Source organism: Sphingomonas sp. 1F27F7B (genome assembly GCF_005503355.1).
Classification (GTDB): Bacteria; Pseudomonadota; Alphaproteobacteria; order Sphingomonadales; family Sphingomonadaceae; genus Sphingomonas.
This window is the reverse complement of record NZ_SCMK01000007.1, coordinates 107,668-132,090: the sequence shown is the minus strand read 5'-3', so window position 1 is coordinate 132,090 and position 24,423 is coordinate 107,668. Positions and strand designations below refer to the sequence as shown.

Below are 24,423 nucleotides of genomic sequence, written 5' to 3'. Positions count from 1 at the left end.
TTTGTCCGCGGACGTTAGCTTGCCATGCTCCGACCCTCGGCTTCCCAACCACGGAATGATGATGACCAAGCGTTTTCGCCGGCAGCAAAGGCTGCTGGAACTGCTGGCTGCGGGCGATGTGTGGAGCGTGCCCGCGCTCTCGAAGGCGCTCGACGTGTCGGACGAGACGATACGGCGCGAGATCCGCGCGCTGGAGCCCGGCGGGCAAGTGACGCGCGCGCACGGCACGGTGCGGCTGGCGCGCGTGGAGACCGAGGGATCCTTCGCCGTGCGGCTCCAGCGCAATGCCGACGCGAAACGCCGTATCGGCAGCGCCATCGCGCCGCTCGTCGCAGACGGGCAGACGATCTATGTCGATGCGAGCACGACTGGCCATTATGTCGCGCAGGCCCTGCGCGATCATCGCGATCTGACGGTCGTCACCAATGCGGTGGGCGTGGCGACCGAACTCGGTGGGCGCAATGGCAACCGCGTGCTCCTGGCCGGCGGCGAGATGGACTATGATTATCGCGCCTGTTTCGATCAGACGGCGACCGATTTCCTGTCGCTGTTCACGCCCTCGCTCGCCATCATCTCGGTCGAGGCCGTGAACCTCGATCACGGCTTCACTTCCTATCACGCCGGCGAGGCGCGGGTCTGCCGGCTGATGGTGTCGCGGGCGCGCAGCGTGCTGATCGCAGTCGACGCCTCCAAGTTCGGCCGACATGGCACGGTTACCGTCGCCGACTTCGGATCGGTCGACCTCGTCGTTGCCGATTGCCCGCCGCCCGACGGCTATGACGCGGTATTGGCACGCGCGGAATGGGTGACGGCCTGAGCCGCGCGATCACTCGGCAAGGCGGCTCTGCAACAGTTGCGTGAAGCGATCGGCCGGGCAGAGGTGCGTGCATCCCGCCATCGTCAGCGGTCTGATCGATGCGGCCGCGCTGCCGCTGCGCAGCGCCTGTGGTGACTGGGTGCGATAGGAGAGGCGGACATATCGTCGTCCCGATTTCCGGTCGCGCAGTCGCTCGATCAGGATCGCGCCGCCGGGCGGCACGTCGTCCACCGCATAGCCCGGCGCGCGCAGGCTGGTCCGCAGGACAGCGCCCAGCGCAGTGACGTTGGTATCATGGCCCATCAGCACTTCGATGCGCGGGCCCCTCGGGTCGGCGAGCGTCTCCATAACGTGCCGGCCGAGGACGGCGGCCTGGTGCGAGGCCATGTAGGGCGATCGCGTGAAGACGTCGAACAGCGCGGCATGCAGTGCGCCGATCCGGGTGAGCGCCGCGGGGTCGGCGCGGCCCCAGCCCACATCCCGCAGAGGAAGCCCCTCGACATATTGGAGCAGCAACACCTGCGCGATGCCGGACGTGTCGCGAATGGGGCCCTGCAGTTCGATCCCGCGGCCGTCGGGCGAGGGGCTGACGCGTGCCGGCGCGTCTGGCGTGCACCCCGTGCCGCGCGGCGCACATCCCAGGATGCGATCGAGCAACGCGATCGTATCGGCGTGCCGCGCAGCCAGCGCCCGCATGCCGCCGGTGAACCGTTCGATCTCGGCAACCGCACGATTGGCGTCGAAACGCGTCGCGCCGGCGCGCAGCGGCTCGAAGATCGGATCGATCGCACCCGCCTCCAGATGCTCCGCCGCCAGGCCGCAGCCAGGGGCAATCCCGCGCGCATAGGCCTCGCCGCTGGCGATCGTCCGGTCGGAGACATTGGTCCGGATGCGGATCGCGCCCGGCGCCGCGCAACCGCGAGGCAGAACGCCCAGGGCAATGAAGCGTCGGCGATCGGCCGCGGCGACCGTCTCGAGCGCCCTGATGCCGTGCGGCGTGAGGCGGCTCTCCTCCACCGGCCAGCGCGGCCAAGGCGTCGCGATACGCGTGCCCTGTGGCACTTCGCTCGCGAGCGGCGCCCGGATGCCGTGGCGCATGACGATCACGATTCGCTCGACGATGGGCTCGCCCGGCTTCCGCGAGGACGAAAGGGCCGTGGCGGGGAGCAGCATCGCGCCCCCGGCCAGGAGGGAGAGCAGGGAACGGGCCATGAGAATCATTCGGCAGCTAATGACGCCCGGGAAGGTCAATTTGATGACATTGCGAGGGTTGTATAGTGAAATCGATGCTTTTGCGGTAAACATGGTCAAAAATATATCAACTCGGTCATTTTGTCATCAATGCGTCATTGGCCACCCCTAGCCGGCCCGCGGCAGCCGGCGCTGCGCCGCTGCCGGTCCAGTTTCCTTGGGGGTAAGCAATGATGACCATTTCGACGGCACATCTTCGCGCGCTGTATCTTCTGTCCGGCACGGCGATCGCGCTGCTTGCCACGGTCCCGGCATGGGCGGCACCGGCCGGCCCGGAGACGATCGTTCCCGCCGATCCGGTCAACGCGCCGGAGCCGGGCCAGGAGAGGGACCGGGTGGAGAAGCAGGACGATGACATTGTGGTGAACGGTCGCCGCCATGCCATCCAGGACACCCAGAACGAGCAGATCCGCAGCGAGTCATTCGTTTCGATCGTCTCGGGCGAGGAATTGCGTGCGCAGCCGCAACAGAATCTGGCCGACCTGCTGACGCGCCTGCCGGGCCTCAGCTCCTCGGTGGATCAGTCGCGCAACGCGGCGGCGACCGGCGAGGCGCAATATCTGTCGATCCGCGGGCTCGATACTGCCTATAACGCCTATATGCTCGACGGCGTGCGCCTGGCGCAGACCGACGCGCGCACCCGGGCCATCTCGATGAACCTGCTTTCGCCTTTCTCCGTCGCCGAAGTGCGGGTGGACAAGGCGCCGACCGCGAATTTCGACGGCGACGCGATCGCCGGCGTGATCGACCTGCGCACCGCTTCGGCGTTCAACCTGCCTGCGGGCCATGTGCAGATCCGCGCACAGGGCCAGGTGGCCGGCCGCGCCGCGGCACGCGGGCAGAATCCCTGGGGCGGCACCGCGCAGCTCGAGACGGCGCAGCGCCTCGGCAATCTCGGCATCTATGCGTCGGTCTATTACGGCCTGAAGCACACGCTGGGTGAATCGACCGCGATGCAGCACGACTGGGAGAAGTACGACAACAAGATCCCCGGCATGATCCGCGACAATCTGGACAACATCGCGCCGCGCGGCGTGCAGTGGAATGTCTTTCGCAACCGGATCGAGCGACTGGGCGGCACGCTGAACATCGACTGGAAGAGCGACGATCTCGACCTCTATTCGTACAACACCTATGGCCGCTACAAGCTGAAGAGCTGGATGGACCAGACCGCGCTGCGCCAGACCGATCTCGCGCCTGGCCAGATCAATCCCAATCCCGGCAACAGCGGCTCATACGACGCGGCGGGCTTCCGCGCCGACTATGGTCTGACCGCCACGCACTATTTCCGCACCGAGCACTCCAACCAGGAGCTGTTCTCGACCAAGTTCGGCGGCCAGTCGCGCCTCGGCGACCTCACGCTCGACTATCATGCCGCCTATTCGCGCGGCGAGCAGGACTATCCGCTGCGCGTTCAGTCGGGCTTTGCGGGCAAGCCCTATATCGGCACCGCCGACAATAGCGGCCTCGCGACCGTCCGCATGGTCACCAGCATCGGCAATCGCACCAGCCCGCAGGTGGTGTTGACCGATGCGGCGCGCGCGGCGCTCGTCAACCTGTCGACGTTGAAGCAATGGTATGTGACGCAGCAGTTCGAGAATGCGTGGGAACGTCGCCTGGAAGGGCAGTTCGACGCGACTTGGAAGCTGGCCGACCAGGGCCTGGCCTCGATCGCGGCCGGTGCCAAGGCGGAAGGCACCAAGCGCTATTCGAACAGCCTGGGCGACGATGGTGCGCTCCAGTATTTCTTCCCGCTCGCCAATGGCAGCAACGCCCCGCGCTACAACGCGCAGGGGCCGTCGGTGGCGGACATTCCGGGCGAGATGCTGGGCGGCTTCATGCACAATTCCGCGCAGGTGCCGATCAAGCTGCTCGACACCAAATATATCGAGGACCAGATCCGTCGCCTGTCGACGCCGAAGCTCGCCAACCTCGACCCGGCCAAGCTGAAGGAGAACCGGCTGGATGGCAAGGAACAGCGCATCGGCGCCTATGCCATGGCGACCTTCCGCACCGGCGATCTCACGGTCATTCCGGGCGTGCGCTTCGAGCACAACCGCTTCGAGGGCACCTATTGGCAGGAAAACGCGAAGACGGGGAACGGCTTCGTCACCACGGTGCGCAGCTATGACCAGTGGCTGCCCAGCGTGATCGCCAGCTATCGCCCGAACGACCGCGTCGTCTATCGCGCCTCGGTCCGCCGCAGCTATTCGCGCCCGGCCTTCGACCTGCTGCTCGGGCCGACGAGCGTTTCGCTCAACGACGACGGCACCTTGTCGGTGTTCATTCCCAATCCCAATCTGGACGCGCAGACTGCCTGGAACGTCGATGCATCCATCGAACTGAAGGGTGAAGGCACGGACTTCTTCTCGATCAGCCCCTATTACAAGCGCATCAACCATGTGCTGTTCTCTACCGGCACCACCAATGCGGGCGGCGATCTCAACGTCTGGGGCGGCAGCAGCCCGATCAAGGTGAACGGCGTGGAGACCTCGACGCTGGACACGAGCGGCAAGGGCGACGTCTACGGCATCGAACTGGTCGGCCGGTACAGCTTCCGGAACCTGCCGGGGCTGTTCGACGGGCTGGGCGTCGGCGGCAACCTGACGCTCCAGCGTGCCGAGGCGAAAGTGTTCGTGAACGGCCAGTGGCGCGGCCAGCGCATGCCGCAAGCGCCGCGCATCATGTACAATGTCGAGCTGTTCTACAATCACGGCGGCTTCCAGGCGGCGCTCAACTACAACTACACCGGCGACAAGCTGTACGACCTGCGTTCGAGCCGGCCGGACACTTATGTTCAGCCGGTGTCGAAGATGAACCTGATGCTCGGCTATACCTTGGGCAACAACGTCGCGATCGGTGCGTCGATCGAGAATCTGCTCAACGCGCACACCTATTGGGCGACGACCAGCCAGCGGCCGGCCTATCTCTCCAACGACCGCAAGGGCGGCTATATCGAAACGGGCCGGGTCTATTCGCTGAACCTGAGCTACAGCTTCTGAGCCTGGTAAGGCAGCGGAAACGATTGATGGAATGGACAGTGGGCCACCTTTGGGTGGTTCACTGCTCCATCCCATTCGCGCCGCGGGGCCGGGATATATTGCCATGACCGGGATCGCACGCGGGAGTTCTCTTGCGTAGGATGGAGAATTTGTTCGATGTCACATGGACCAGCGTGCCCCGGCTGCGGAAAACTTGTCTCGTTCTGGCGTACGCAGTGGCGATTGGGTTCGGCCTTTGCATGCAAGCGCTGTGGCCAGATGCTTGAAATCTCCCGTTTCAAGGCGATGATCATGGGTCTGTCGATGCTGTTCACCTTCTGGCTGCTTCGGCCATATATGGGTGGAGCGCTCGGCCAGGGGATGTTGATCATCGCGATCTTTGTGCTCGGAGCGCCGGTTACATACTATATGACGCGGCCGACGAGGGTCCTCGATGCCGGCCCGCCCGATCCGGCTTCCGGTTGAAATCGTGAGGCAACCGCGGTTGGGATGTCGTGCTTGACCCAGGTCAATCCGGGATCGGCGATGTGCGCGTAGACCGGACGGGCGCTGAAACGCGCATCGCCACGCCTCTATTCGCCGATCCGTCCATGACCCTGTCCATCTTCGAAATTCTGGCAGACGATCACATCGTGCAGCGCCGCCTGTGCCAGGCGCTGGAATCGGTGGCCGACCGCTTGCCAGTCCTGCCGGCGGCGGATGAGATATCCTGGCTGTGCAAGGCGATCCGGCGCGTGACCTCCACGCATTTCGGCCGGGCCGAGCGGCTCTTCGCCGAATTGCCGCTCGGGCATCGGCCGGGGCCGGCGTTTCTTTCCGCATTGCGGGAGATGCACCAGTTCGACCGCATGCATGGCGAGGACCTGGCGAGCGAGCTGTGGTGGAGCCTCTCGCCCGGGGCGGCGCGCGACGTCGGCAAGCTCTCTTACATGCTGCGCTGCTTCTTCGACGGTTGCCGGCGCGCGATCGCGCTCAAGGAAAGCGGGATCGAGATCGCCCGGCGCGGGCTCATACCGGGTTGAGGATCGTGTGCAGCCGGTCTTCGCGCAGCACGGTGCAGTCGCGATCCCCCTTGGCGAAGGCGAGGATGCCCTGGGCCTTGAGCCGCGAAAGCTGGCGGCTGACCGTCTCGATCGTCAGCCCCAGATAATCCGCCGTCTCGCCTCGGCTGATCGGGATCGCGATGCGCACCCCGCCGCCCGGAGCCGGCCGGCCGGTGCGCTCGACCAGGTCGAGCAGGAAGCCCGCGATGCGCTCGCGCGCGTTGCGGCGGCCCAGTGCGAGCATCCGTGCGCGCGCATCGCCGAGTGCGGCGAGGGCATGGTGGAGCAGCATGCGCTCCATGCGCGGATGCTGCTCGAGCGTGCGCTCGAACGCGATCCGCGGATAGGCGCACAGATCGGTCTCGCAGAGCGCCGAGATGGTCAGCGTCGCATCCTCTTCGAAGAGTTCGCCGACGAAATCGCCGGGGAAGAGCAATTCGACGATTTGCTCGCGCCCGTCGCTGGTGGAGGCGGTGACCTTGAGCATACCGTCGACCAGCATCGCGCAGTGGTTGTTGCGGTCGCCGGCCCAGTTGAACACTTGGCCCGAGGGCAGGATGCGGCGCCGGCCAAGCGCGTGAAGCGCGGTCAGCCCGGCCTCGTCCACGCTTGCGCACAGGGCATTCCCCCGGGCCCCGCAGCTTGCGCAGCGGCCGGGCGTGCCGCCGGCGACGGCGGGGGAGCGATCAAGGAGCGAGGCGTGAGAGAGCATGGGAGGCGGCTTTCTACCGGAGGTCAGACGGCGCTGCTGAAGCGGGTGGCGCTGGTGGCGCGCCACGGGTCGAAGGCAGCGGCGACGGCGCGGGCATAGGGAAGGGCGCGCTGGTCGAGCAGCAGGCGAGTGCCGGCCCAGGCGATCAGGCCGTGTTCCTCGAAATCCGCGAGCCGGGCGCGGACATCCGGCAGGTCGGCCAGGCCGGTGCACTCGGCCTCGCCGCGGCAGAGCAGCGCTTCGATGAGCGCGCCCCGGCGGCGATCGGCCGGGGTGCGCCGGATGCCGCGCACCGTGGCGAGCCGGCCATTGGCGATGTGCAGATGATAGCGGCCGGCACGCTTCTCGTTCTGGAGCAGGGCGCCCGGAAACGCGCTGATCGACGAAGCGCCCAGGCCGATCAAGATGCCGGACTGGTCCTCGGTGAAGCCCTGGAAGTTGCGGCGCAGCGTCTTGCCGCGCGCGGCGCGGGCGATCGCGTCGTGCGGCAGGGCGAAATGATCGAAGCCGATCGGATCATAGCCGGCGTCGCTCAAATGCCGATGGGCCTGCCGCGCCATCGCGAAGCGGGCGGCGGAGCCGGGCAGGCGGGTCGCGTCGATCCGGCGCTGGCGCGGGAGCAGATGCGGCACATGGGCATAGCCGAACACCGCGAAGCGCTCCGGCCGCATCGACAGCGCAATGGCGAGCGTCTCGTCCAGATCCGTCGCGAACTGGCCGGGCAGGCCGTACATCAAGTCGAAGTTGATCGATTCGACCCCGGCGGTGCGCAGGCGGCCCATGGCGCAGGCGATGTCTTCGGTCGGCTGGATGCGGCCGATCGCGCGCTGGATGTGCGGGGCGAAGGTCTGCACGCCAAGGCTCGCGCGCGTCACGCGGTTGCGCGCGAAGCATGCCGCCCAGTCCCAGTCGAAGCCGCGCGGGTCGAGTTCGACCGAGACGGTGGCGCGCTCGCAGGCAAAGGCGTGGCGGATGCGGCGCATCAAGGCGTCGAACTGGGTGGGGGCCAGTGCATTGGGGCTGCCGCCGCCCCAGGCGATCCGGACGACTCGGCCGCGCCCCGCGAGCCGGGCGGCGATCAGGTCGGCTTCCTCGCCGAGGCGCTGGACATAAGTCGCGAGGCGCGCGGTGCGGTTGGCGGCGCCGGTGTTGCAGCCGCAATACCAGCAGATCTCGCGGCAATAGGGGACATGGAGATAGAGCGAGACCAGCTCGTCTTCGTGCACCCGGGCGAGCGCATGCTCCATGTCTGCCGGGCCGACATCGTCGCCGAACTCCGCTGCGGTGGGAAAGCTGGTGTAGCGCGGCACGGGCGTGGCGAGCAGCTCGGGATGATAGGTCCACATGGCACCTCCCCTGCGCAGCCGGAGGCGGCGGAGCTTTGACTCCGGTCAAATTCCGGTTTGCGTTGCTGCGATGCGGCGGCGCTCGGGTTCGTCCATGAGGGAGAAATATCCCCATTTTCAAACGCTTGTCGTGATATCGTCGATTGCCGCCATGTGCCGGGCAAGGCGTAGCGGAGCGGGGCGGTGGGAGACCAGGACCAGGCCGGTGCCGGTCTCCGCCAGCCAGGCGTCGAGCCGCGCGACCAGCTCTGATTCCGTGGTGGAATCAAGGCCTTCGCTGGGCTCGTCGAGCAGCAGCCAGGGTCGACCGGCGAGCAGCGCGCGGGCGAGGGACAGGCGCTTGCGCTCACCGCCGGAAAGCGTTCCGCCGGCCTCGCCCAGGCGGGTTTCGAGCCCTGCCGGCATCTCCTTGATACAGTCCTCGAGCACGACGATCCGCAGAACGGCCCATATCGATGTCGTGTCGACTCCCGGACGCGCCAAACGGAGATTGTCGGCGATCGTCCCGGCGACAAGCGTCGCACTTTGGGGCGAAAGCGCGAACTGGGCACGAAGCGTCGTGCCGGACAGGTCGGCGGGAGCATGTCCGTCGACCGCCGCATGGACGGCGATTGCTTGTAGCCCGGCCAGCGTTTCGAGCAGCAGCGTCTTGCCCGAACCCGAGCGGCCGGTGACGGCGACGCGCGCGCCCGGTTCGAGATGGAGCCGGCCCAGGCGGAGCGGCATCGCCCGGGTGGGGGCCGGCGCGGAAGCGGGCCGGGACAGGGCGAGCAAGGCGTCGAGCCGGCGCAGGCCCTCGGCCACGCCGGCCTGCCGGAAGGCGGTGCGGGCGAGGCCGGCCATTGCCTCGATCGCGCCGGTGGCGGCGAGCAAGGCGAGGGCGACGCGCGGGGCGGGTGCGTCGGCGAGCAGCAGTACAAGTGCCGCCGCCAGCGCGCTATAGCCGGCGAGCAACGCCGCGACTGCGCCCTCGCCGCGATGGAGGCGGGTGCGGGCGGCGTCGAGATCGGCGGTGAAGCGGGACAGGTCGGCCGTCACCCGGCCGGCCAGGCCATAGGCGGCGATCTCGGCCCGCGCCGAGGCATATTCCACATAGCGCGTGCGCAGCGCGCCAAGCGCGTCGGCGGCCTCGCGGGCTGGCTCCCGGGTCAGGCGGCGGGCGACGCGATCGAGCAGCAACGGCAGCGCGGCGAGGAGCAGCAGCAGTGCCAGGGCGGAGGCCCAGCCCGCGAAGCCCGCGAGCAGCACGCCGGTGCCTGCCGCGGCCCAGCTCGCCGGACGCATCGGCTTGCGCACGATCAGATCCTCGAGCGCGTCGATGTCGCCGATCAGCCGCGCACTGGCGTCGCCGCCGGCAAGGTCTGGACCGGTGCGGCCGTCCTGCGCGGCCAGCCTGGCGAACAGGCCGGCACGCAGGGTCGCCATCGCGCCCAGGGCCGCCTGATGCGAGAACAGCCGCTCGCCATAGCGCGAGGCGGTGCGCAGGATCGCCAGGCCGCGGATCGCGGCGCTGGGGATGAGATAGTTGAAGCCGAGCGCCGCTGCCGGACCCGCCGCGCCGGCAAGCGCCGCCGCGGTGAGGAACCAGCCCGAGACGGCGAGCAGCAGCACGCCGGCGAGTGCGGCGACGATTGCGGCGAGGCTCGCGCGGCGTAGCCAGCGGCGGCCGGCGGGATCGAGGGCGAGCCCGTTCACAGCGCCACTTCCAGCCGCGCCGCGGCGACCAGCACGGGATCGTGCGTGGCCACCAGCACCGCGCGCCCGGCCGCGACTTCGCGCAGCAGCGCCACGATCCCGGCGGCGCTTTCGGGATCGAGATCGGCGGTGGGCTCGTCGCAGAGCAGCAGCGGCCGGCGCGAGAGCAGCGCGCGAGCGAGCCCGATGCGCCGCCGCTCCCCGCCCGACAGGCCCGAGCCGCGATGATCGAGCACCAGGTCGAGCCCGCCGCGCGCAGCCATTACTGCGTCGAGCCCGACGCGGCCGGCGACCTGCGCGATCTCGTCGCGTGTCGCATCGGGGCGGGCGAGGGCGATGTTCTCGGCCAGCGTGCCGGGGAGCAGCAGCGGCGCCTGCGCGGCCCAGGCGACATCGGCGGGATCGAGCGCGCCGCCGCCCGCGGTCGCGACCGTGCCGGCAGCGGGGGAGAGCTGGCCGGCGATCGCGGCAAGCAGGCTCGACTTGCCGCTTCCGGTAGGGCCGGTGAGCGCGACGAGATCGGCCGGCGCCAGCTCGAAGCCGATCGGGCCGATGCGCAGGTTCGGCCATTCGATCGTCAGGCCGGTGACACGCAGGCCGTCGACATGCGCCGGAGGCGGGGGAGCGGGTGTCTCGACCGCCGCCGTCGTCAGCGCGCTTGTCGCGGCGTCGCCGAGCTGCTTCTCGTGATAGGCGGCGGCCAGGCGCCGCATCGGCAGATAGAATTCGGGTGCCATGGCCAGCGCGAAAAAGGCCTGGCCGAGCGAGAGCTTCTCGGGCGCGGGGAAGGGCAGCAGGCCGAGCAGGGCGAACCCGCAATAGACCGCGACCAGCGCCACCGACAGCGCCGAGAAGAATTCGAGCACTGCGCCGGACAGAAAGGCGACGCGCAGTACCGCGACGGTGCGGTCCGCGACTTCGCGCGTCGCGATGCCCACCTGGCGCGCGATCCGGTCTTCCGCGCCGAAATGACGGATGATGGGCAAGGTGCGGATGCGATCGACGAACAGGCCGGAAAGCCCCGCAATGGCGGCGAGCTGGCGTTCCGCGGCGTGGCGCGCGGCAGTGCCGGCGAGGATCATGCCGAGCGCGAACGGGACGAGGGTGACGAGGATGATCGCCGCCGATACCCAGCTTGCGCAGGCGACGATCGCGGCGACGAGCAGCGGCGCGGCGGCGGAAGCGGCGCGCGCGGGGCGGAAGCGCGCTTCCTGGGCCTCGATCGCCAGCATATGGTCGATCGCCAGCGCCGCGCTCTCTCCCGCGAGCAGCGGACGGGCGAGCCGGCCGGCGAGCAGGTGCGGGAAGATCCGCGCGCGCCAGCCCGCAACGACGCGCTGCGCCGCGCGAATGGCGACGGCATGCGCCAGGATGGCAGCGCCCGCGCGGATCGCCCCGCCCGCCAGGATCAGCGCCACGGCGCCCCAGGGCAGGCCTTCCCCGGCCGCCAGGCTGCTCACCGCGAGGGCGATGCCGGCCGCGAACAGCGCCGCGCCAGGTATGTCCAGGAGCCAGGTCATCTCGTTCCGGTTCTAACGCATGTTGCCTTGGCAGCGTATTTGTCCATGATCAAAGCGCCTTCCGGGTAGGGCCCTAGTGACGAACGGAACGCGACCAACCCGTTGGGCGCAGACTCTGGCGTAGGGGGATTCCTGCGATGATCAGCATGGCAGTCGTGGAGCTATCGAGGCTCCAGTTCGCGCTGACTGCGCTCTACCACTTCCTGTTCGTGCCGCTGACGCTCGGCCTGTCCTTCATGCTGGTGATCATGGAGAGCGTGTACGTGATGACCAACCGCCCGGTCTGGCGGGACGTCACGCGCTTCTGGGCCAAGCTGTTCGGCATCAACTTCGTGCTGGGCGTCGCCACCGGCCTCACCATGGAATTCCAGTTCGGCACCAACTGGTCCTATTACTCGCATTATGTGGGCGACATCTTCGGCGCCCCGCTCGCGATCGAGGGCCTGATGGCCTTCTTCCTCGAGGCGACGTTCGTCGGGCTGATGTTCTTCGGCTGGGAGCGGATGTCGAAACAGGCGCATCTGTTCACCACGTTCATGGTGGCGCTGGGATCGAACCTGTCGGCGCTGTGGATCCTGGTGGCGAACGGCTGGATGCAGCATCCGGCGGGCGCGACGTTCAACCCCGAGACGATGCGCATGGAAGTGACCGACTTCGCGGCGGTGATCTTCAATCCCGTGGCCCAGGCCAAGTTCGTCCACACCGTGAGCGCCGGCTATGTGACCGCCAGCGTGTTCGTGCTCGGCGTCTCCGCCTTCTATCTGCTCAAGGGCAGGCATCTGGAACTGGCCAGGCGCAGCTTTACGGTGGCCGCGGCGTTCGGCCTGGCATCGTCGCTGTCTGTGGTCGTGCTGGGCGACGAGAGCGGTTATGCGCTGACCGAGAACCAGCAGATGAAGCTCGCCGCGATCGAGGGCATGTGGCACACCGAGCCGGCGCCGGCGGGGCTCGCGATCTTCGGCCTCCCCTCGAACAGCGGCCGCGAGACGAAATATGAAGTGAAGATCCCCTATGTGCTGGGCCTGATCTCCACCCGCAGCCTGACCGGCGAAGTCAACGGCATCTTCCCGCTGGTGGCGCGTGCCCGGGAACGGATCGTCAACGGCCTTGCCGCCTATGACGCCGTCGAAAGGCTAAAGCTGGACCGCAACGACCTGGCCGCGCGCGAGGCGTTCGAGCGGACCAAGAACGATCTCGGCCATGCGCTGCTGCTCAAGCGCTTCGTCGCGGATCCGCGCAAGGCGGATGCGGCGACGATCGACCGGGCGGCCTGGAGCACCGTGCCCAACGTCCCGGCCATCTTCTGGATGTTCCGCGTCATGGCGGGGATCGGCTTCGGCATGATCGCCTTCTTCGCGCTGGCCTTCTTCTATTCCACCGTGCAGCGGTTCGACGCGCGCTGGTTTCTGCGGCTGGCATTGGTCGTGATGCCGTTGCCGTGGATCGCGGTCGAAGTCGGCTGGGCGGTGGCCGAAGTGGGCCGCCAGCCCTGGGCGGTGGAGGGCGTGCTGCCCACCTTCCTGGCACCGTCGAGCCTGACCGTACCCGAGCTGTGGCTGACGATCGCCGGCTTCACGCTCCTCTATGGCACGCTGGCGGTGATCGAGGTGCGGCTGATGCTCGCCGCGATCCGCAAGGGGCCGGAGCCGTATCGCCCCGCCGATGCGCCGGCGCCCGCAGGCCCCGATTTCCACGCCGTTCCGGCCGAATGAGCCGAACCAGGATTTTGGAGACAGACCATGTCCATCCCGCTCGATTTTGAAACGCTCCGCGTCCTCTGGTGGCTGCTGCTCGGCGTGCTGCTGATCGGTTTCGCGCTGACCGACGGCTTCGACCTGGGGACGGCGGCTATGCTGCCCTTCGTGGCGAAGACCGACGAGGAGCGCCGGATGGTGATCAATACCGTCGGCGCGACCTGGGAAGGTAACCAAGTGTGGTTCATCCTGGGCGGCGGCGCGATCTTCGCCGCCTGGCCCTTCGTCTATGCCGTCAGCTTCTCGGGCTTCTATCTCGCGATGTTCCTGGTGCTGTCGGCGCTGATATTGCGGCCGGTGGGCTTCAAATATCGTTCGAAGCACCCGGACGAGGCGTGGCGGGCGCGCTGGGACTGGGCGCTGTTCGTCGGCGGCTTCGTGCCCGCGCTGGTCTTCGGCGTCGCGGTCGGCAATGTGATGAAAGGCATTCCCTTTCGCCTCGATACCGATCTGCGCGCCTTCTACGAAGGTTCGCTGCTCGGGCTGTTCACGCCGTTCACGCTGGTGACCGGGCTGCTTTCGGTGGCGATGCTGGTGCTGCACGGCGCGGGCTGGCTGAGCCTGAAGACCGAGGGCGTGGTGCTCGATCGGGCGCGGCGCTGGGGGCAGGTGGCGGCGGTGCTGGCGATCCTGCTGTTCGCGGCGGGCGGCGCGTTGGTCGCCTGGGGCGGCCTTGGCTATCGGCTGGACAGCGTGGTCGATCCCGGCGGGCCGTCCAACCCGCGCTTCTCAACCACGGTGGCCGAGGGCGGCGCCTGGCTGCGCAACTATGGCGCGCATCCCTGGATGCTGCTCGCGCCGCTGCTCGGCTTCCTGGGGCCGGTGCTGGCGCTGCTCGGCATTCGTGCGCGCCGCGACGTGCTGGTGTTCGCCGGCTCGTCGCTGGCCAATATGGGGATCATCGCCACGGTGGGCCTGTCGATGTTTCCGTTCATCCTGCCGAGTTCGATCGACTCGCATTCGAGCCTGACGGTGTGGAACGCCTCGTCGAGCCACGGCACGCTGTTCACCATGCTGGTGGTGACGGCCATCTTCCTGCCGATCGTCCTTGCCTATACGGCCTGGGCCTATCGCATCATGTTTGGCCGGGTGACCGCGCAGGACGTGCGCACCAATCCCGACTTCTATTGAGGAGCGCAGCCATGTGGTATTTCTCGTGGATCCTCGGCGTCGGCCTCGCCGTGGGCTTCGGCATCCTCAACGGGCTCTGGCACGAATTCCATTCGGAGCCTCCGGAAGCGACGCCCGCCGGCGAGGATTGAGGTCCGGGCGGGCGCGGATCCCGGCGGGTCGCGCCCGATCGCCCGTCAGGCGAAGGCGGGCATTCCGGCGAGCAGCTTGTCGAGCGTGACCGGATAATCGCGCACGCGCACGCCGGTGGCATTGTGGATGGCATTGGCCACCGCCGCGCCGACGCCGCAAATGCCCAGCTCGCCCACGCCCTTGGCCTTCATCGGCGAGGTGGTCGGGTCCGCCTCCTCGAGGAAGATCACGTCCTGGTGCGGAATGTCGGCATGGACCGGCACTTCATAGCCGGCGAGGTCGTGGTTGACGAAGAAGCCGAAGCGCCGGTCGACCGCCAGTTCCTCCATCAGCGCGGCGCCGGCACCCATGGTCATCGCGCCGATCACCTGGCTGCGCGCGGAGACGGGGTTGAGGATGCGGCCAGCCGCACACACGGCGAGCATGCGGCGGATGCGGATCTCCGCCGTCGCGGCGTCTACCCCGACTTCGACGAAATGCGCGCCGAAGGTGGATTGCTGATACTTCCTGGCGAGGTCGCCATATTCCATCGCATCCTCGGCGACGAGTTCGGTGTCCTTCGCCGCCTCGGCGAGGGCGACGCTGCGCTTGCCGCTCTTCACTCTGCCGCCGGCGAACACGGCGTCGGCCGAGTTGAAGCCCAGCTTCTGCGCCACTGCCTCGCGCAGCTTCGTACAGGCGGCATAGACGCCGGCGGTGGCGCTGTTCGCCCCCTATTGTCCGCCCGATCCGGCCGAGACCGGGAAGCTCGAATCGCCGAGCTTCACCACGACCTTGTCGAGCGGCAGGCCCATCATCTCGGCGGCGGTCTGCGCGACGATCGTGTAGGTGCCCGTGCCGATATCGGTCATGTCGGTCTCGACGGTGACAATCCCGCGCGCGTCGAGGCGCACCCGGGCGGCGGACTTCATGTTGATGTTGTTGCGGAACGCCGCGGCGACGCCCATGCCGACCAGCCAGCGGCCATCGCGCACGCTGCCGGGTTTGGCGCGCCCGGCCCAGCCGAACTTCTCCGCGCCCGTCTGCAGGCACTGGTTGAGCTGGCGCTGCGAATAGGGGCGGCCGGGATTCTCCGGATCGACCTGGGTGTCGTTCAGCACGCGGAAGGCAACCGGATCGAGGCCGAGCTTCTCGGCCATCTCGTCGATCGCTATCTCGAGCGCCATCATGCCGGGCGCCTCGCCCGGCGCGCGCATCGCATTGCCTTCGGGCAGGTCGAGCACCGCGAGCCGCATCGCGGTCATCCGGTTGGCGCCGGCGTAGAGCAGCTTGGTCTGGCCGGTCGCCGTCTCCGGGCCGCCGCCGGGCAGGTCGCCCGACCAGCTCTCATGGCCGATCGCCACCAGCTTGCCGTCACGCGTCGCGCCAAGGCGGATGCGCTGGATCGTCGCGGGGCGGTGCGGCGTGTTGTTGAACATGAAGGGGCGGGGCAGGGCGACCTTTACCGCCCGGTTCGCCGCCCGGGCGCCCAGCGCCGCCAGCACTGCGTCGGCGCGGATGAACAGCTTGCCGCCGAACCCCCCGCCGATGAAGGGCGAGCGCATCCGTATCTTGTCCCTGGGGATGCCGAGCGTCCTGGCCATGTCGCCGACCGACCAGGCGATCATCTGGTTGGCGGTCCACAGGTCGAGCCGGTCGCCGTCCCATGCCGCGATCGTCGCGTGCGGCTCCATCATCGCATGGGCATGGTCGGGCGTGGTATAGGTCGCGTCGAGCTGCACCGGCGCGCCGGCAAAGGCGCCGGCAAAGTCGCCATGGCTGCTGTCGGCCGGGCCGTTGAACCCGCCTTCGGGCGGCTTTCCGGCACCGTCCTTCGCCGCGGCGAGGTCGTAGCGGCCCTTGTCGCGGGCATAGTCGACCCGGATCAGCGCGGCGGCGGCGCGTGCCTGCTCGAACGTCTCGGCGACGACCACCGCCACGGCCTGGTGGTAATGCTCGATCTCCGGCCCGCCGAGCAGTTTCGCCGTGTTGAAATTGCCCTTGCCGAGCTTGCCGGCATTCTCGGCGGTGACGATGGCGAGCACGCCGGGCGCGGCCTTGGCCTCGCGCAGGTCCATGCCGGTGACGCGCCCCTTCGCGATCGCCGAGCCGAGGATGAAGCCATACGCGGGATCGGGCGCGTCGTGATGCTCATAGGCATAGGGGGCGGCGCCCGTGGTCTTGAGCGGACCGTCGATGCGCGGTGTGGGCCTGCCGATCACCTTGAGCTGGTCGATCGGGTTGGTGCCGGCGGGGGTGTCGAACTTCATGGCTCAGGCCCTCGCTTCGGCAATGGCGGCGGCAAGCGTGCGCTGGGCCAGCACCAGCTTGAACCGGTTCTGCTCGGTGGGCGTCGCGCCCGCGAAGGCGGCGGCGGTCACGGGCCCGGCGCCGCGCGGCATCTCGCCTTCCGCGGCCTCGACTCGCCATGGCCGGGGCGCGACGCCGCCGAACGCCACCCGGCCGCTGCCGTCCTTCTGGAGAATCGCCCCCACCGAGACGAGCGCAAAGGCATAGGAGGCCCGGTCGCGCACCTTGTGATAGATATGGGTGCCGCCGATCGGCTTGGGCAGGGCAACCGCGGTAATCAGCTCGCCTGGCGCCAGCAGGTTCTCCACGTTCGGCGTGTCGCCGGGCAGCGTGTGGAACTCAGCGATCGGGATGGCGCGGCTGGTGCCGTCGGCGCGCACTGTCTCCACCACGGCGTCGAGCGCGCGCATCGCCACCGCCATGTCGCTCGGATGGGTAGCGATGCAGGCCTCGCTCGCGCCGATCACCGCCAGGCTGCGGTTCACGCCGCCGATCGCCGCGCAGCCGCTGCCGGGCCTGCGCTTGTTGCAGGGCTGGTTGGTGTCGTAGAAATAGGGGCAGCGGGTGCGCTGCAGCAGGTTGCCGGCGGTCGTCGCCTTGTTGCGCAGCTGGCCCGACGCGCCCGCGACGAGCGCGCGGGAAAGCAGGGCATAGTCCTTGCGTACGCGCCCGTCGGCGGCGAGATCGGTGTTGCGCACCAGCGCGCCGATGCGCAGCCCGCCCTCGGGCGTCGCCTCGATCCGGTCGAGGCCCAGATGATTGACGTCGACCAGATGGGTGGGCGTCTCGATCTGCAGCTTCATCAGGTCGAGCAGATTGGTGCCGCCCGCGATGAAGCGGGCGCCCTGGGTATGGCCGACGATCGCGGCGGCCTCGGCCGGCGAAGCGGCGCGCTGATAGCTGAACGCCTTCATGCCTTCCTCCGCGCGGCGACTTCGGCGATTGCCTCGATGATGTTGGAATAGGCGCCGCAGCGGCAGATATTGCCGCTCATCCGCTCGCGTATCTCGTCGGCGCTCATCGCCGGCCTGCCCGCGATGTCGCCGGTCGCATGGCTGGGGATGCCGGCACGGATCTCATCGAGCACGGCCACCGCCGAGCAGATCTGGCCCGGCGTGCAATAGCCGCACTGATAGCCGTCATGCTTCACGAAGGCGGCCTGCATCGGATGCATCCGGTCGGGCGTGCCCAGGCCTTCGATCGTGGTGATCGCATCGCCTTGGTGCATCACCGCGAGGCTGAGGCAGGCGTTGATCCGCCGCCCATCGACGATCACCGTGCAGGCGCCGCACTGGCCATGGTCGCAGCCCTTCTTGGTGCCGGTCAGCTGGAGATGTTCGCGCAGCGCGTCGAGCAGCGTGGTACGCGTATCGAGCTCCAGCGTGCGCGGCGTGCCGTTTACCGTGAAGCCGATTTTCGCCAGCACCGGCGCCTCGGCACCCGGGGACACTGCCTCGCGCGCATCCGCGGCGGGAGGCGTGGCGGTGATCGCCACCGATGCCGCGCCGCCGATCAAGACGCCGCGCCGGGAAAGTTCGAAATCGCCGGGTCCATGCATATCGGCCTCTGCTCCCCTTGAAGCTGGCGGGCGCCCCGAGATCGTCGGGCCATGCCTTGTCCTCCATTCTTCTAGCGCGAAGAACGATCCAGGCAAATTTTGGCTCATCGGGTGCCCGATACTCGAATCCGACGCGGCGGGCCGCCGATATCCCGTTCCTTGTCCGTCATCCCCGCCTGTGCGGGGATGACGGTTCCTGGAAGGCATCTCAAGACGTCCAGGATGCCGGCGGAAGACGGGAATCCGCGGCCGGTTCAATCCCTCCACAGCCATGATGTAACAAAATTGAGAACGTTCTTGAGAACGCTCTCAATCTATGCTCTAACCGCCCGATCGGAGCAAAAGACTCTGTGAGATAGAGGGGTGTTGGAACAGGCTGCCGTGCGCGCCACGAGGCGTTGTCGGTTTGTCCTGTCGCTGAAGCCGACAGCGTTGTCGGAAAAGGCTTCCCCAGGTTGGATCGGATGAACTGGTGCGCCCATGGGCGTGCACGGCGCCGTTGCACGCGCCGGAGGGGAGAGGTGAATGCTGGTCAGCCTGCGGCTTGTGGCGCGCTCCATGGCGTTGCTCGTCACCACCACCGCGCTTGCGGGGACGATGGCGGGTGCGCACGCGCTGGATCCCGCTGCGCCGTCGAACGAAACGCAGGGATCCGCTGCCGATCCGGCCGCGCGTCCCTGGGCCGATGCCCGGTTGCCGGCGGCGGCCCGCGTGGAGATGCTGCTCGCGGCGATGACGCTCGAGGAGAAGCTGGGCCTCGTCTATACGTGGTTCCCGCCGCTGGCGAAGGATCCCGCGGCGCCGACCGACATGATCCCCTCGGCTGGCCAGCAGGCGGCGATTCCGCGCCTGGGCGTTCCGGCGCTGCGCGAGACCGATGCCAGCCTGGGCGTCGCCAACCAGGTCGAGCAGCGCAAGGGCGATACCGCCACCGCGCTCCCGTCGAGCCTGGCGCTCGCCGCGACCTTCGATCCCAAGCTTGCCTATGAGAGCGGCGCGATGATCGGCAGCGAGGCGCGCCGCAAGCGCTTCAACGTCATGCTCGCCGGCGGCGTCAACCTGACGCGCGATCCCTGGGGCGGCCGCAATTTCGAATATCTGGGCGAGGACCCGCTGCTCGCCGGCGTGATGGCCGGGGAGTCGATCAAGGGCATCCAGTCGAACCACATCGTCTCGACGATCAAGCATTTCGCCCTGAATGCGCAGGAGACCGGCCGCTTCGTGATGGACGCGCGGATCGGCGAAGCGGCGTTGCGGGAAAGCGACCTGCTCGCCTTTCAGTTGGCGATCGAGCGCGGCAAGCCGGGTTCGGTGATGTGCGCCTATATGTCCCTCAACGGCGACTTCGCCTGCGAGAACGACTTCCTGCTCAACACCGTGCTCAAGCAGGACTGGGCCTATCCGGGCTGGGTGATGTCCGATTGGGGCGCGGTGCATTCCACCGTGAAGGCCGCGCGCAACGGGCTGGACCAGCAATCGGGCGGCGAGCTCGACACGCATTCCTTCTTCCGCGCCGACCTGAAACGGGCAGTGGAGAGCGGCGCGCTGCCGATGGCGCGGCTGGACGACATGGCCCGCCGCATCCTGAACGGCATGTTCGCCACCGGGGTGATGGACGCGCCGGTGGTCGAGACGCCGCAGCCGATCGACCATGCGCGGAACGCCGAGGTGGCGCAGCGCGCCGCGGAGGCGGGGATCGTGCTGCTCAAGAACGACAAGGCCATCCTGCCGCTCGCCCGGACGGCGAAGCGCATCGTCCTGATCGGCGGCCATGCCGATATCGGCGTGCTTTCGGGCGGAGGCTCGTCGCAGGTCCGTTCGGTCGGCGGCGCGCCGATCGAAATCCCGCTCAAGAACGGCCCGGCCGCGTCCTTCGTGCGCGTGACCTGGCACGCTTCCTCGCCGCTCGCGGCGATCCGTGCGCTGGCCCCCAAGGCGCGCGTCGATTTCGTCGATGGCAGCGACCCCGATGCTGCCGCCGCGGCGGCGAGGAACGCGGACCTGGCGATCGTCTGGGCCACGCAATGGACCACCGAGGCCGAGGATCCCGAGACGATCGATCTGGCCGGCAACCAGAATGTAGTGATCGCCGCGGTTGCCGCGGCCAATCCGCGCACCGCCGTGGTGCTCAACACCGGTGGCCCCGTGCTGATGCCCTGGCTCAAGCAGGTGCCCGCGGTGCTTGCCGCCTGGTATCCTGGCCAGCGTGGCGGCGAGGCAGTGGCGCGGGTGCTGTTCGGCGAGGTCAATCCCTCGGGCCGCCTGCCGATCACCTTCCCGGCGGCGATCGGTCAGGCACCGCGTCCCACCGTGCCCGGCTTCGACCAGGTCAGGGCCTCGCCCGATCGCGGGCAGGACGCGCGGGCGATCAAACCCTTCGCGGTCGAATATCGCGAGGGTTCGGACGTCGGCTATCGCTGGTATGCCCGGCAGGGCCATCGGCCGGCTTTCCCCTTCGGCTACGGCCTCAGCTACACCAGTTTCGCCTATGCGAACCTCAAGGTGGAAGGGGGCGAGGGGCTCAAGGTCAGCTTCGACGTCACCAATAGCGGCAAGCGCGAGGGGGCCGACGTACCCCAGCTCTACGTGACTCCGGCCACGGGCAGCCGCCCGCTGCGCCTGGCCGGCTTCGAGCGGGTGGTGCTCAAGCCCGGCGAGACGCGCCGGATCACGCTCGTCGCCGAGCCGCGTATCGTCGCAGCCTATGACGTCGCGCAGCCCGGGTGGCGCGTGGCGGCGGGAACCTATCGTGTCGCGATCGCGCGGGATGCCGGCCAACCGGTGCTCACGGGCGCGGCGGATTTGCAGGAGCGCCGGCTGGCGCCCTGAGAAGACAGCACTGGGTGAGGCGCGCGTAGATGCGTCGGGGTGCAGAACAGAGTGGGAGGACGATTGGAATGAAGGGACTATCCAGTTTGATGGCCGGCTTGCTGGCGTCGACCGCCCTGGTCGCGCCGGCATGGGCCCAGGACACGGCGGTGCCGCAGGAAGCGGGGGGCGATCAGGGTGAGGAGATCGTCGTCACCGGCATCCGTGCGTCGCAGGCCAAGGCGATCAACATCAAGCGCGACGAGACGGCGATCGTCGACGCGATTTCCTCCGAGGACATCGGCAAGCTGCCGGACGTCACCGTGGTCGACGCGCTGCAGCGCATCTCGGGCGTGCAGATCAAGCGCGACGCGGGCGAGGGCTCGAGCGTCAACATCCGCGGCCTGCCGCAGGTGATCACCCTGCTCAACGGCGAGCAGTATCTGAGCCCGGGCAATCTCGGCACCGCGCAGCCGAACCTGAACGACATCCCCGCCCAGCTGATGAACGCCGTGGTGGTCTACAAGTCGCAGGACCTGCGCAACGCGCTGTCGGGCATCTCCGGCACCGTCGACCTGCGCACTCGCCGCCCGTTCGACCTCAAGAACGGCCTGACGCTGGCCAACCAGGTCGAATATTCGCGCGGCGACTATACCAAGAAGAACGACTATCTGATCAGCGGCCTGCTGAGCTGGCGCAACGACACGATCGGCGTGATGATCGGCGCGACCCAGAGCCAGGCGCATCTCGGCAACAACTATGCCGGCATCGGCGGCAGCCCCTTCGGCAACAACGACTGGGGCGGGACCGGCGCCAACTGGATCGCGCCGCATGGCTATGAGCTGTTCAGCCGCGAAGTGGAGCGCAACCGCTTCGGCATCAACGGCGCGGTGCAGCTAAAGTTCGCCGAGGGCTGGACGTTGACCGGCGAAGTCTTCCACACCGAGCTGGTCGAGCACAACCGTGCCGCGGGCGTGAACATCTCGAACCGCTGGAACGGCCTGACCTGGACGACGCCGACTCAGTCCACGCCCACGGGCCAGACCGGCGGGAACGGCCAGCCCTGGCTCGACGTCCAGCAATATGACCTCAACGTGTGGTGGTTCAACTCCTTCTCGGTGAACCGCACCGCGCACGAGAAGTCGACCAACTACAACCTGCAGCTCGACTATGACACGGGCGGTCCGTTCAAGTTCACCGCGCGCGCGCTGCGCTCGGATGCCAACCTGCGCAGCATGAACGGCCAGGTGCAGGGCGACCTGAGCAACTGGCGCGCGGGCAACCGGGCGTTCACGCTGTTCCGCAACCCGAACGACCTGACGCGCGGGCCCTTCTATCCGGCGAACATCGCGGCGCAGTATCCGGCTTCGCGCTACACCAACAACGTGGTCGGCGCGAATGGCGGCCGCTACATCGATCCGAACCCGCTGGGCTATGGCCAGGATCCGCTGCTGCACCTCGATCTGCGCGGGCAGAACCCGGTGCTGAGCGGCTTCGACACGCCGATCTCGGGCGGGCTGGGCGCCGGCAAGTCGCTCAAGGACTATATGGCCAATCTCGACAGCTATGCGGTCGCGGCCTTCTCGTCCGAGGGCAATCAGGAGAATACGTCGGATCTCGGCGTGTTCCGCGCCGATGGCAGCTACGAGTTCCAGGAAGGCGGGCTGTTCGGCCTGCTGAAGCGAGTCGATGTGGGCGTGCGCCGTTCGGACCGCTCGACCCAGATCAAGAACTTCCACTTGTTCTCGAACTTCTACGGCGGCAACGGCGCCGCCACTGCGGCGGGCTGCTCGGCGCAGTGGAAGGCGATCGACGTGGTGATGGACAACCCGCAATGCTCGGCGGGCGAGATGGTCTCGAACCCGGGCTACAATGCGGGGCTGCCGCTGGCGGCTTCGCCTTCGAACTGCGGCGCATCGGCGGCCAACACGCCAACCTGCTTCCAGGGCTATACCGTCAACCGCCCGACCAAGCTGAACGCCTATAACAACGTCTATTTCCAGACGAACTGGGGCGGCGTGGTCAACGGGATGCCGGGCCTGTGGGTGGTCAATCCCAAGGACTTCGACGACATCAAGTCGTTCATGACGCGCGTGTTCGGCGGCGCCGATGAAGTCACCGTCCCGGGCAACACCTATGACGTCGACCTGATCGAGGAGAGCGCCTACATCAACACCTCGTGGAAGAGCGGCGGGTTCCGCGCCGATGCCGGCGTGAAGGTCATCAAGACCAGCATCGACGTGAAGCAGAACCTGACCGGCGACACCCGGGCCTATGGCGACACCAATCTCGACGTGGGCGACAGCGTCACCCGCCGCAGCTACACCGACTGGCTGCCGACGGTGACTCTGTCCTACGACGTCACCGACAACATCCGCATCCGCGCGGCCTTTGCCAAGACGATGATCCCGCTCGATCTCGGCAATTATGGCGGCGGCCTGAAGATCAACACCGCGGATTCGCAGGGGCCGAACCCGACGAACCCGACGGCGGCGCCGCTCGGCGTCCGCCAGGTGACGAGCGCGAATGCGAGCGGCAACCCCTATCTGAACCCCTGGCGCTCGAACAATTACGACATCAGCCTGGAATATTATCTGGGCCGCGCCTCGATGCTCAACATCGGCCTGTTCAAGCTGAACATCGACAGCTTCGTCACCACGGCGACGCAGATGATCGGCCGCTATCCGGATGCCGACGGCGTGATCCGCCGCACGGTGCCGGTGACTCAGCCGATCCAGGGCGACGGCGGCAATCTGCAGGGCGTGGAAGCCGGCGCCAAGCTGGCCTTTACCGACCTGTTCCCGAACGTGCCGTTCCTGCGCAACTTCGGCATCGACGCCAACTACACCTTCTCCGACTCCTCGCAGTCGGCGCGGGGGCTCGATGGCAAGAAGCTGCCGTTCCAGGACAATTCCAAGCACCAGATCAACCTGATCGGCTGGTACCAGGACGACATCTTCCAGGTTCGCGTCGCGTGGAACCACCGCACGCCGCGCCTTGCGAACATGGGCCTGGGCTATGACGTGAACCCCGATCCGAACATCACCGACCAGCGCAACATCCCGGTGATGCAGGACACGAGCGACTATGTGGACGTGAACCTGACCGCCAACATCAACGATCAGTTCGCGATCTACGGCAATGTCTCGAACCTGCTGGGTGAGCGTGAGCGCTATTACTTCCAGTTCGACCAGGATTCGAAGCAGTTCCATTCTCAGAACCGCTTCGAGCCGCGTTATTCGGTGGGCGTGCGCTACCGTTTCTAAGAGCCAACCCTCCTGGGCCGGCGGTCTTCCCAGGCCGCCGGCTCATTTTTCTTCGGGAGCAGGATCGGCGCGGTTTCGCTTGCGGACCCGAGGCCGGGA

At 67.9% G+C, this 24,423-nt stretch carries 16 protein-coding genes and 1 pseudogene; 9 read left to right on the top strand and 8 right to left on the bottom strand.

Annotated features, from left to right (window positions below; genetic code table 11):
• The first annotated feature begins 61 nt into the window (after positions 1-61).
• On the top strand, positions 62-817 hold the full coding sequence (locus FFS08_RS08850; protein WP_137862950.1) for a DeoR/GlpR family DNA-binding transcription regulator: 756 nt from the start codon (positions 62-64) through the stop codon (positions 815-817).
• Between the two features lie 9 nt (positions 818-826).
• Here the strand turns inward: FFS08_RS08850 and FFS08_RS08845 are convergent, their stop codons facing one another.
• Positions 827-2,029: a histidine-type phosphatase gene (locus FFS08_RS08845; RefSeq protein WP_249341101.1), complete on the bottom strand. Its 1,203-nt coding sequence runs from the start codon at positions 2,027-2,029 to the stop codon at positions 827-829.
• A 209-nt stretch (positions 2,030-2,238) separates the two neighbouring features.
• Here FFS08_RS08845 and FFS08_RS08840 point away from each other — a divergent pair, with 209 nt between their 5' ends.
• The 3 genes from FFS08_RS08840 to FFS08_RS08830 all read left to right on the top strand — a co-directional run bounded on the left by FFS08_RS08840 (position 2,239) and on the right by FFS08_RS08830 (position 6,092).
• The gene (locus tag FFS08_RS08840; RefSeq protein WP_249341100.1) at positions 2,239-5,070 is read left to right on the top strand and encodes a TonB-dependent receptor; all 2,832 of its coding nucleotides are present in this window, start codon (positions 2,239-2,241) and stop codon (positions 5,068-5,070) included.
• 258 nt (positions 5,071-5,328) lie between these two features.
• The gene (locus FFS08_RS08835) at positions 5,329-5,535 is read left to right on the top strand and encodes a hypothetical protein (RefSeq protein WP_137862948.1); all 207 of its coding nucleotides are present in this window, start codon (positions 5,329-5,331) and stop codon (positions 5,533-5,535) included.
• 125 nt (positions 5,536-5,660) lie between these two features.
• Positions 5,661-6,092 carry a hemerythrin domain-containing protein gene (locus FFS08_RS08830; RefSeq protein WP_137862947.1) on the top strand — a complete coding sequence of 144 codons (432 nt, stop codon included), beginning with the start codon at positions 5,661-5,663 and terminating at the stop codon, positions 6,090-6,092.
• Here the strand turns inward: FFS08_RS08830 and FFS08_RS08825 are convergent.
• The 4 genes from FFS08_RS08825 to FFS08_RS08810 all read right to left on the bottom strand — a co-directional run bounded on the left by FFS08_RS08825 (position 6,079) and on the right by FFS08_RS08810 (position 11,386).
• Complete coding sequence (locus FFS08_RS08825; protein WP_249341099.1) at positions 6,079-6,720, bottom strand: Crp/Fnr family transcriptional regulator; 642 nt, start codon at positions 6,718-6,720, stop codon at positions 6,079-6,081. The two genes, FFS08_RS08830 and FFS08_RS08825, sit on opposite strands and share 14 nt — an antisense overlap.
• Positions 6,721-6,848: 128 nt before the next feature.
• A complete protein-coding gene (locus tag FFS08_RS08820; RefSeq protein ID WP_137862945.1) occupies positions 6,849-8,171 on the bottom strand; it encodes a radical SAM protein in 1,323 nt (440 codons plus the stop codon).
• A gap of 117 nt (positions 8,172-8,288) precedes the next feature.
• Positions 8,289-9,866, bottom strand: a complete 1,578-nt coding sequence (locus tag FFS08_RS08815; protein ID WP_137862944.1) for an ATP-binding cassette domain-containing protein — start codon at positions 9,864-9,866, stop codon at positions 8,289-8,291.
• Positions 9,863-11,386, bottom strand: a complete 1,524-nt coding sequence (locus tag FFS08_RS08810) for an ATP-binding cassette domain-containing protein (RefSeq protein ID WP_137862943.1) — start codon at positions 11,384-11,386, stop codon at positions 9,863-9,865. Before FFS08_RS08810 ends, FFS08_RS08815 begins: the two co-directional genes overlap by 4 nt.
• Before the next feature lie 140 nt (positions 11,387-11,526).
• Here FFS08_RS08810 and FFS08_RS08805 point away from each other — a divergent pair, with 140 nt between their 5' ends.
• The 3 genes from FFS08_RS08805 to cydX are packed head-to-tail and all read left to right on the top strand — an operon-like array spanning position 11,527 to position 14,402.
• Positions 11,527-13,098, top strand: a complete 1,572-nt coding sequence (locus tag FFS08_RS08805; RefSeq protein ID WP_212741980.1) for a cytochrome ubiquinol oxidase subunit I — start codon at positions 11,527-11,529, stop codon at positions 13,096-13,098.
• 27 nt (positions 13,099-13,125) lie between these two features.
• Positions 13,126-14,271, top strand: coding sequence for a cytochrome d ubiquinol oxidase subunit II (gene cydB, locus FFS08_RS08800; protein WP_137862941.1), 1,146 nt, complete (start codon positions 13,126-13,128; stop codon positions 14,269-14,271).
• A gap of 11 nt (positions 14,272-14,282) precedes the next feature.
• Complete coding sequence (cydX, locus tag FFS08_RS08795; RefSeq protein ID WP_137862940.1) at positions 14,283-14,402, top strand: cytochrome bd-I oxidase subunit CydX; 120 nt, start codon at positions 14,283-14,285, stop codon at positions 14,400-14,402.
• A 45-nt stretch (positions 14,403-14,447) separates the two neighbouring features.
• Here the strand turns inward: cydX and paoC are convergent.
• The 3 genes and pseudogenes from paoC to paoA all read right to left on the bottom strand — a co-directional run bounded on the left by paoC (position 14,448) and on the right by paoA (position 18,250).
• Positions 14,448-16,652: pseudogene (paoC, locus tag FFS08_RS08790) on the bottom strand (aldehyde oxidoreductase molybdenum-binding subunit PaoC).
• 3 nt (positions 16,653-16,655) lie between these two features.
• A complete protein-coding gene (locus FFS08_RS08785) occupies positions 16,656-17,606 on the bottom strand; it encodes an FAD binding domain-containing protein (protein ID WP_137862939.1) in 951 nt (316 codons plus the stop codon).
• The gene (gene paoA / locus FFS08_RS08780) at positions 17,603-18,250 is read right to left on the bottom strand and encodes an aldehyde dehydrogenase iron-sulfur subunit PaoA (protein WP_137862938.1); all 648 of its coding nucleotides are present in this window, start codon (positions 18,248-18,250) and stop codon (positions 17,603-17,605) included. The genes FFS08_RS08785 and paoA overlap by 4 nt, the downstream gene beginning before the upstream one ends.
• 525 nt (positions 18,251-18,775) lie before the next feature.
• On the opposite strand from paoA, the gene FFS08_RS08775 reads away from it, so the two are divergent.
• Entirely contained in the window at positions 18,776-21,079 is a 2,304-nt protein-coding gene (locus tag FFS08_RS08775) for a beta-glucosidase (RefSeq protein WP_249341098.1), read from the top strand.
• 89 nt (positions 21,080-21,168) lie between these two features.
• Positions 21,169-24,324 carry a TonB-dependent receptor gene (locus FFS08_RS08770; protein ID WP_212741974.1) on the top strand — a complete coding sequence of 1,052 codons (3,156 nt, stop codon included), beginning with the start codon at positions 21,169-21,171 and terminating at the stop codon, positions 24,322-24,324.
• Positions 24,325-24,423 lie beyond the last annotated feature (99 nt).

Coding starts and splice junctions, on each gene's coding strand:
- FFS08_RS08850 (WP_137862950.1), top strand. CDS start 62: ATGACCAAGCGTTTTCGCCGGCAGCAAAGGCTGCTGGAACTGCTGGCT.
- FFS08_RS08845 (WP_249341101.1), bottom strand. CDS start 2,029: ATGGCCCGTTCCCTGCTCTCCCTCCTGGCCGGGGGCGCGATGCTGCTC.
- FFS08_RS08840 (WP_249341100.1), top strand. CDS start 2,239: ATGATGACCATTTCGACGGCACATCTTCGCGCGCTGTATCTTCTGTCC.
- FFS08_RS08835 (WP_137862948.1), top strand. CDS start 5,329: ATGCTTGAAATCTCCCGTTTCAAGGCGATGATCATGGGTCTGTCGATG.
- FFS08_RS08830 (WP_137862947.1), top strand. CDS start 5,661: ATGACCCTGTCCATCTTCGAAATTCTGGCAGACGATCACATCGTGCAG.
- FFS08_RS08820 (WP_137862945.1), bottom strand. CDS start 8,171: ATGTGGACCTATCATCCCGAGCTGCTCGCCACGCCCGTGCCGCGCTAC.
- FFS08_RS08810 (WP_137862943.1), bottom strand. CDS start 11,386: ATGACCTGGCTCCTGGACATACCTGGCGCGGCGCTGTTCGCGGCCGGC.
- cydB (WP_137862941.1), top strand. CDS start 13,126: ATGTCCATCCCGCTCGATTTTGAAACGCTCCGCGTCCTCTGGTGGCTG.
- cydX (WP_137862940.1), top strand. CDS start 14,283: ATGTGGTATTTCTCGTGGATCCTCGGCGTCGGCCTCGCCGTGGGCTTC.
- FFS08_RS08785 (WP_137862939.1), bottom strand. CDS start 17,606: ATGAAGGCGTTCAGCTATCAGCGCGCCGCTTCGCCGGCCGAGGCCGCC.
- paoA (WP_137862938.1), bottom strand. CDS start 18,250: ATGCATGGACCCGGCGATTTCGAACTTTCCCGGCGCGGCGTCTTGATC.
- FFS08_RS08775 (WP_249341098.1), top strand. CDS start 18,776: ATGCTGGTCAGCCTGCGGCTTGTGGCGCGCTCCATGGCGTTGCTCGTC.
- FFS08_RS08770 (WP_212741974.1), top strand. CDS start 21,169: ATGGCCGGCTTGCTGGCGTCGACCGCCCTGGTCGCGCCGGCATGGGCC.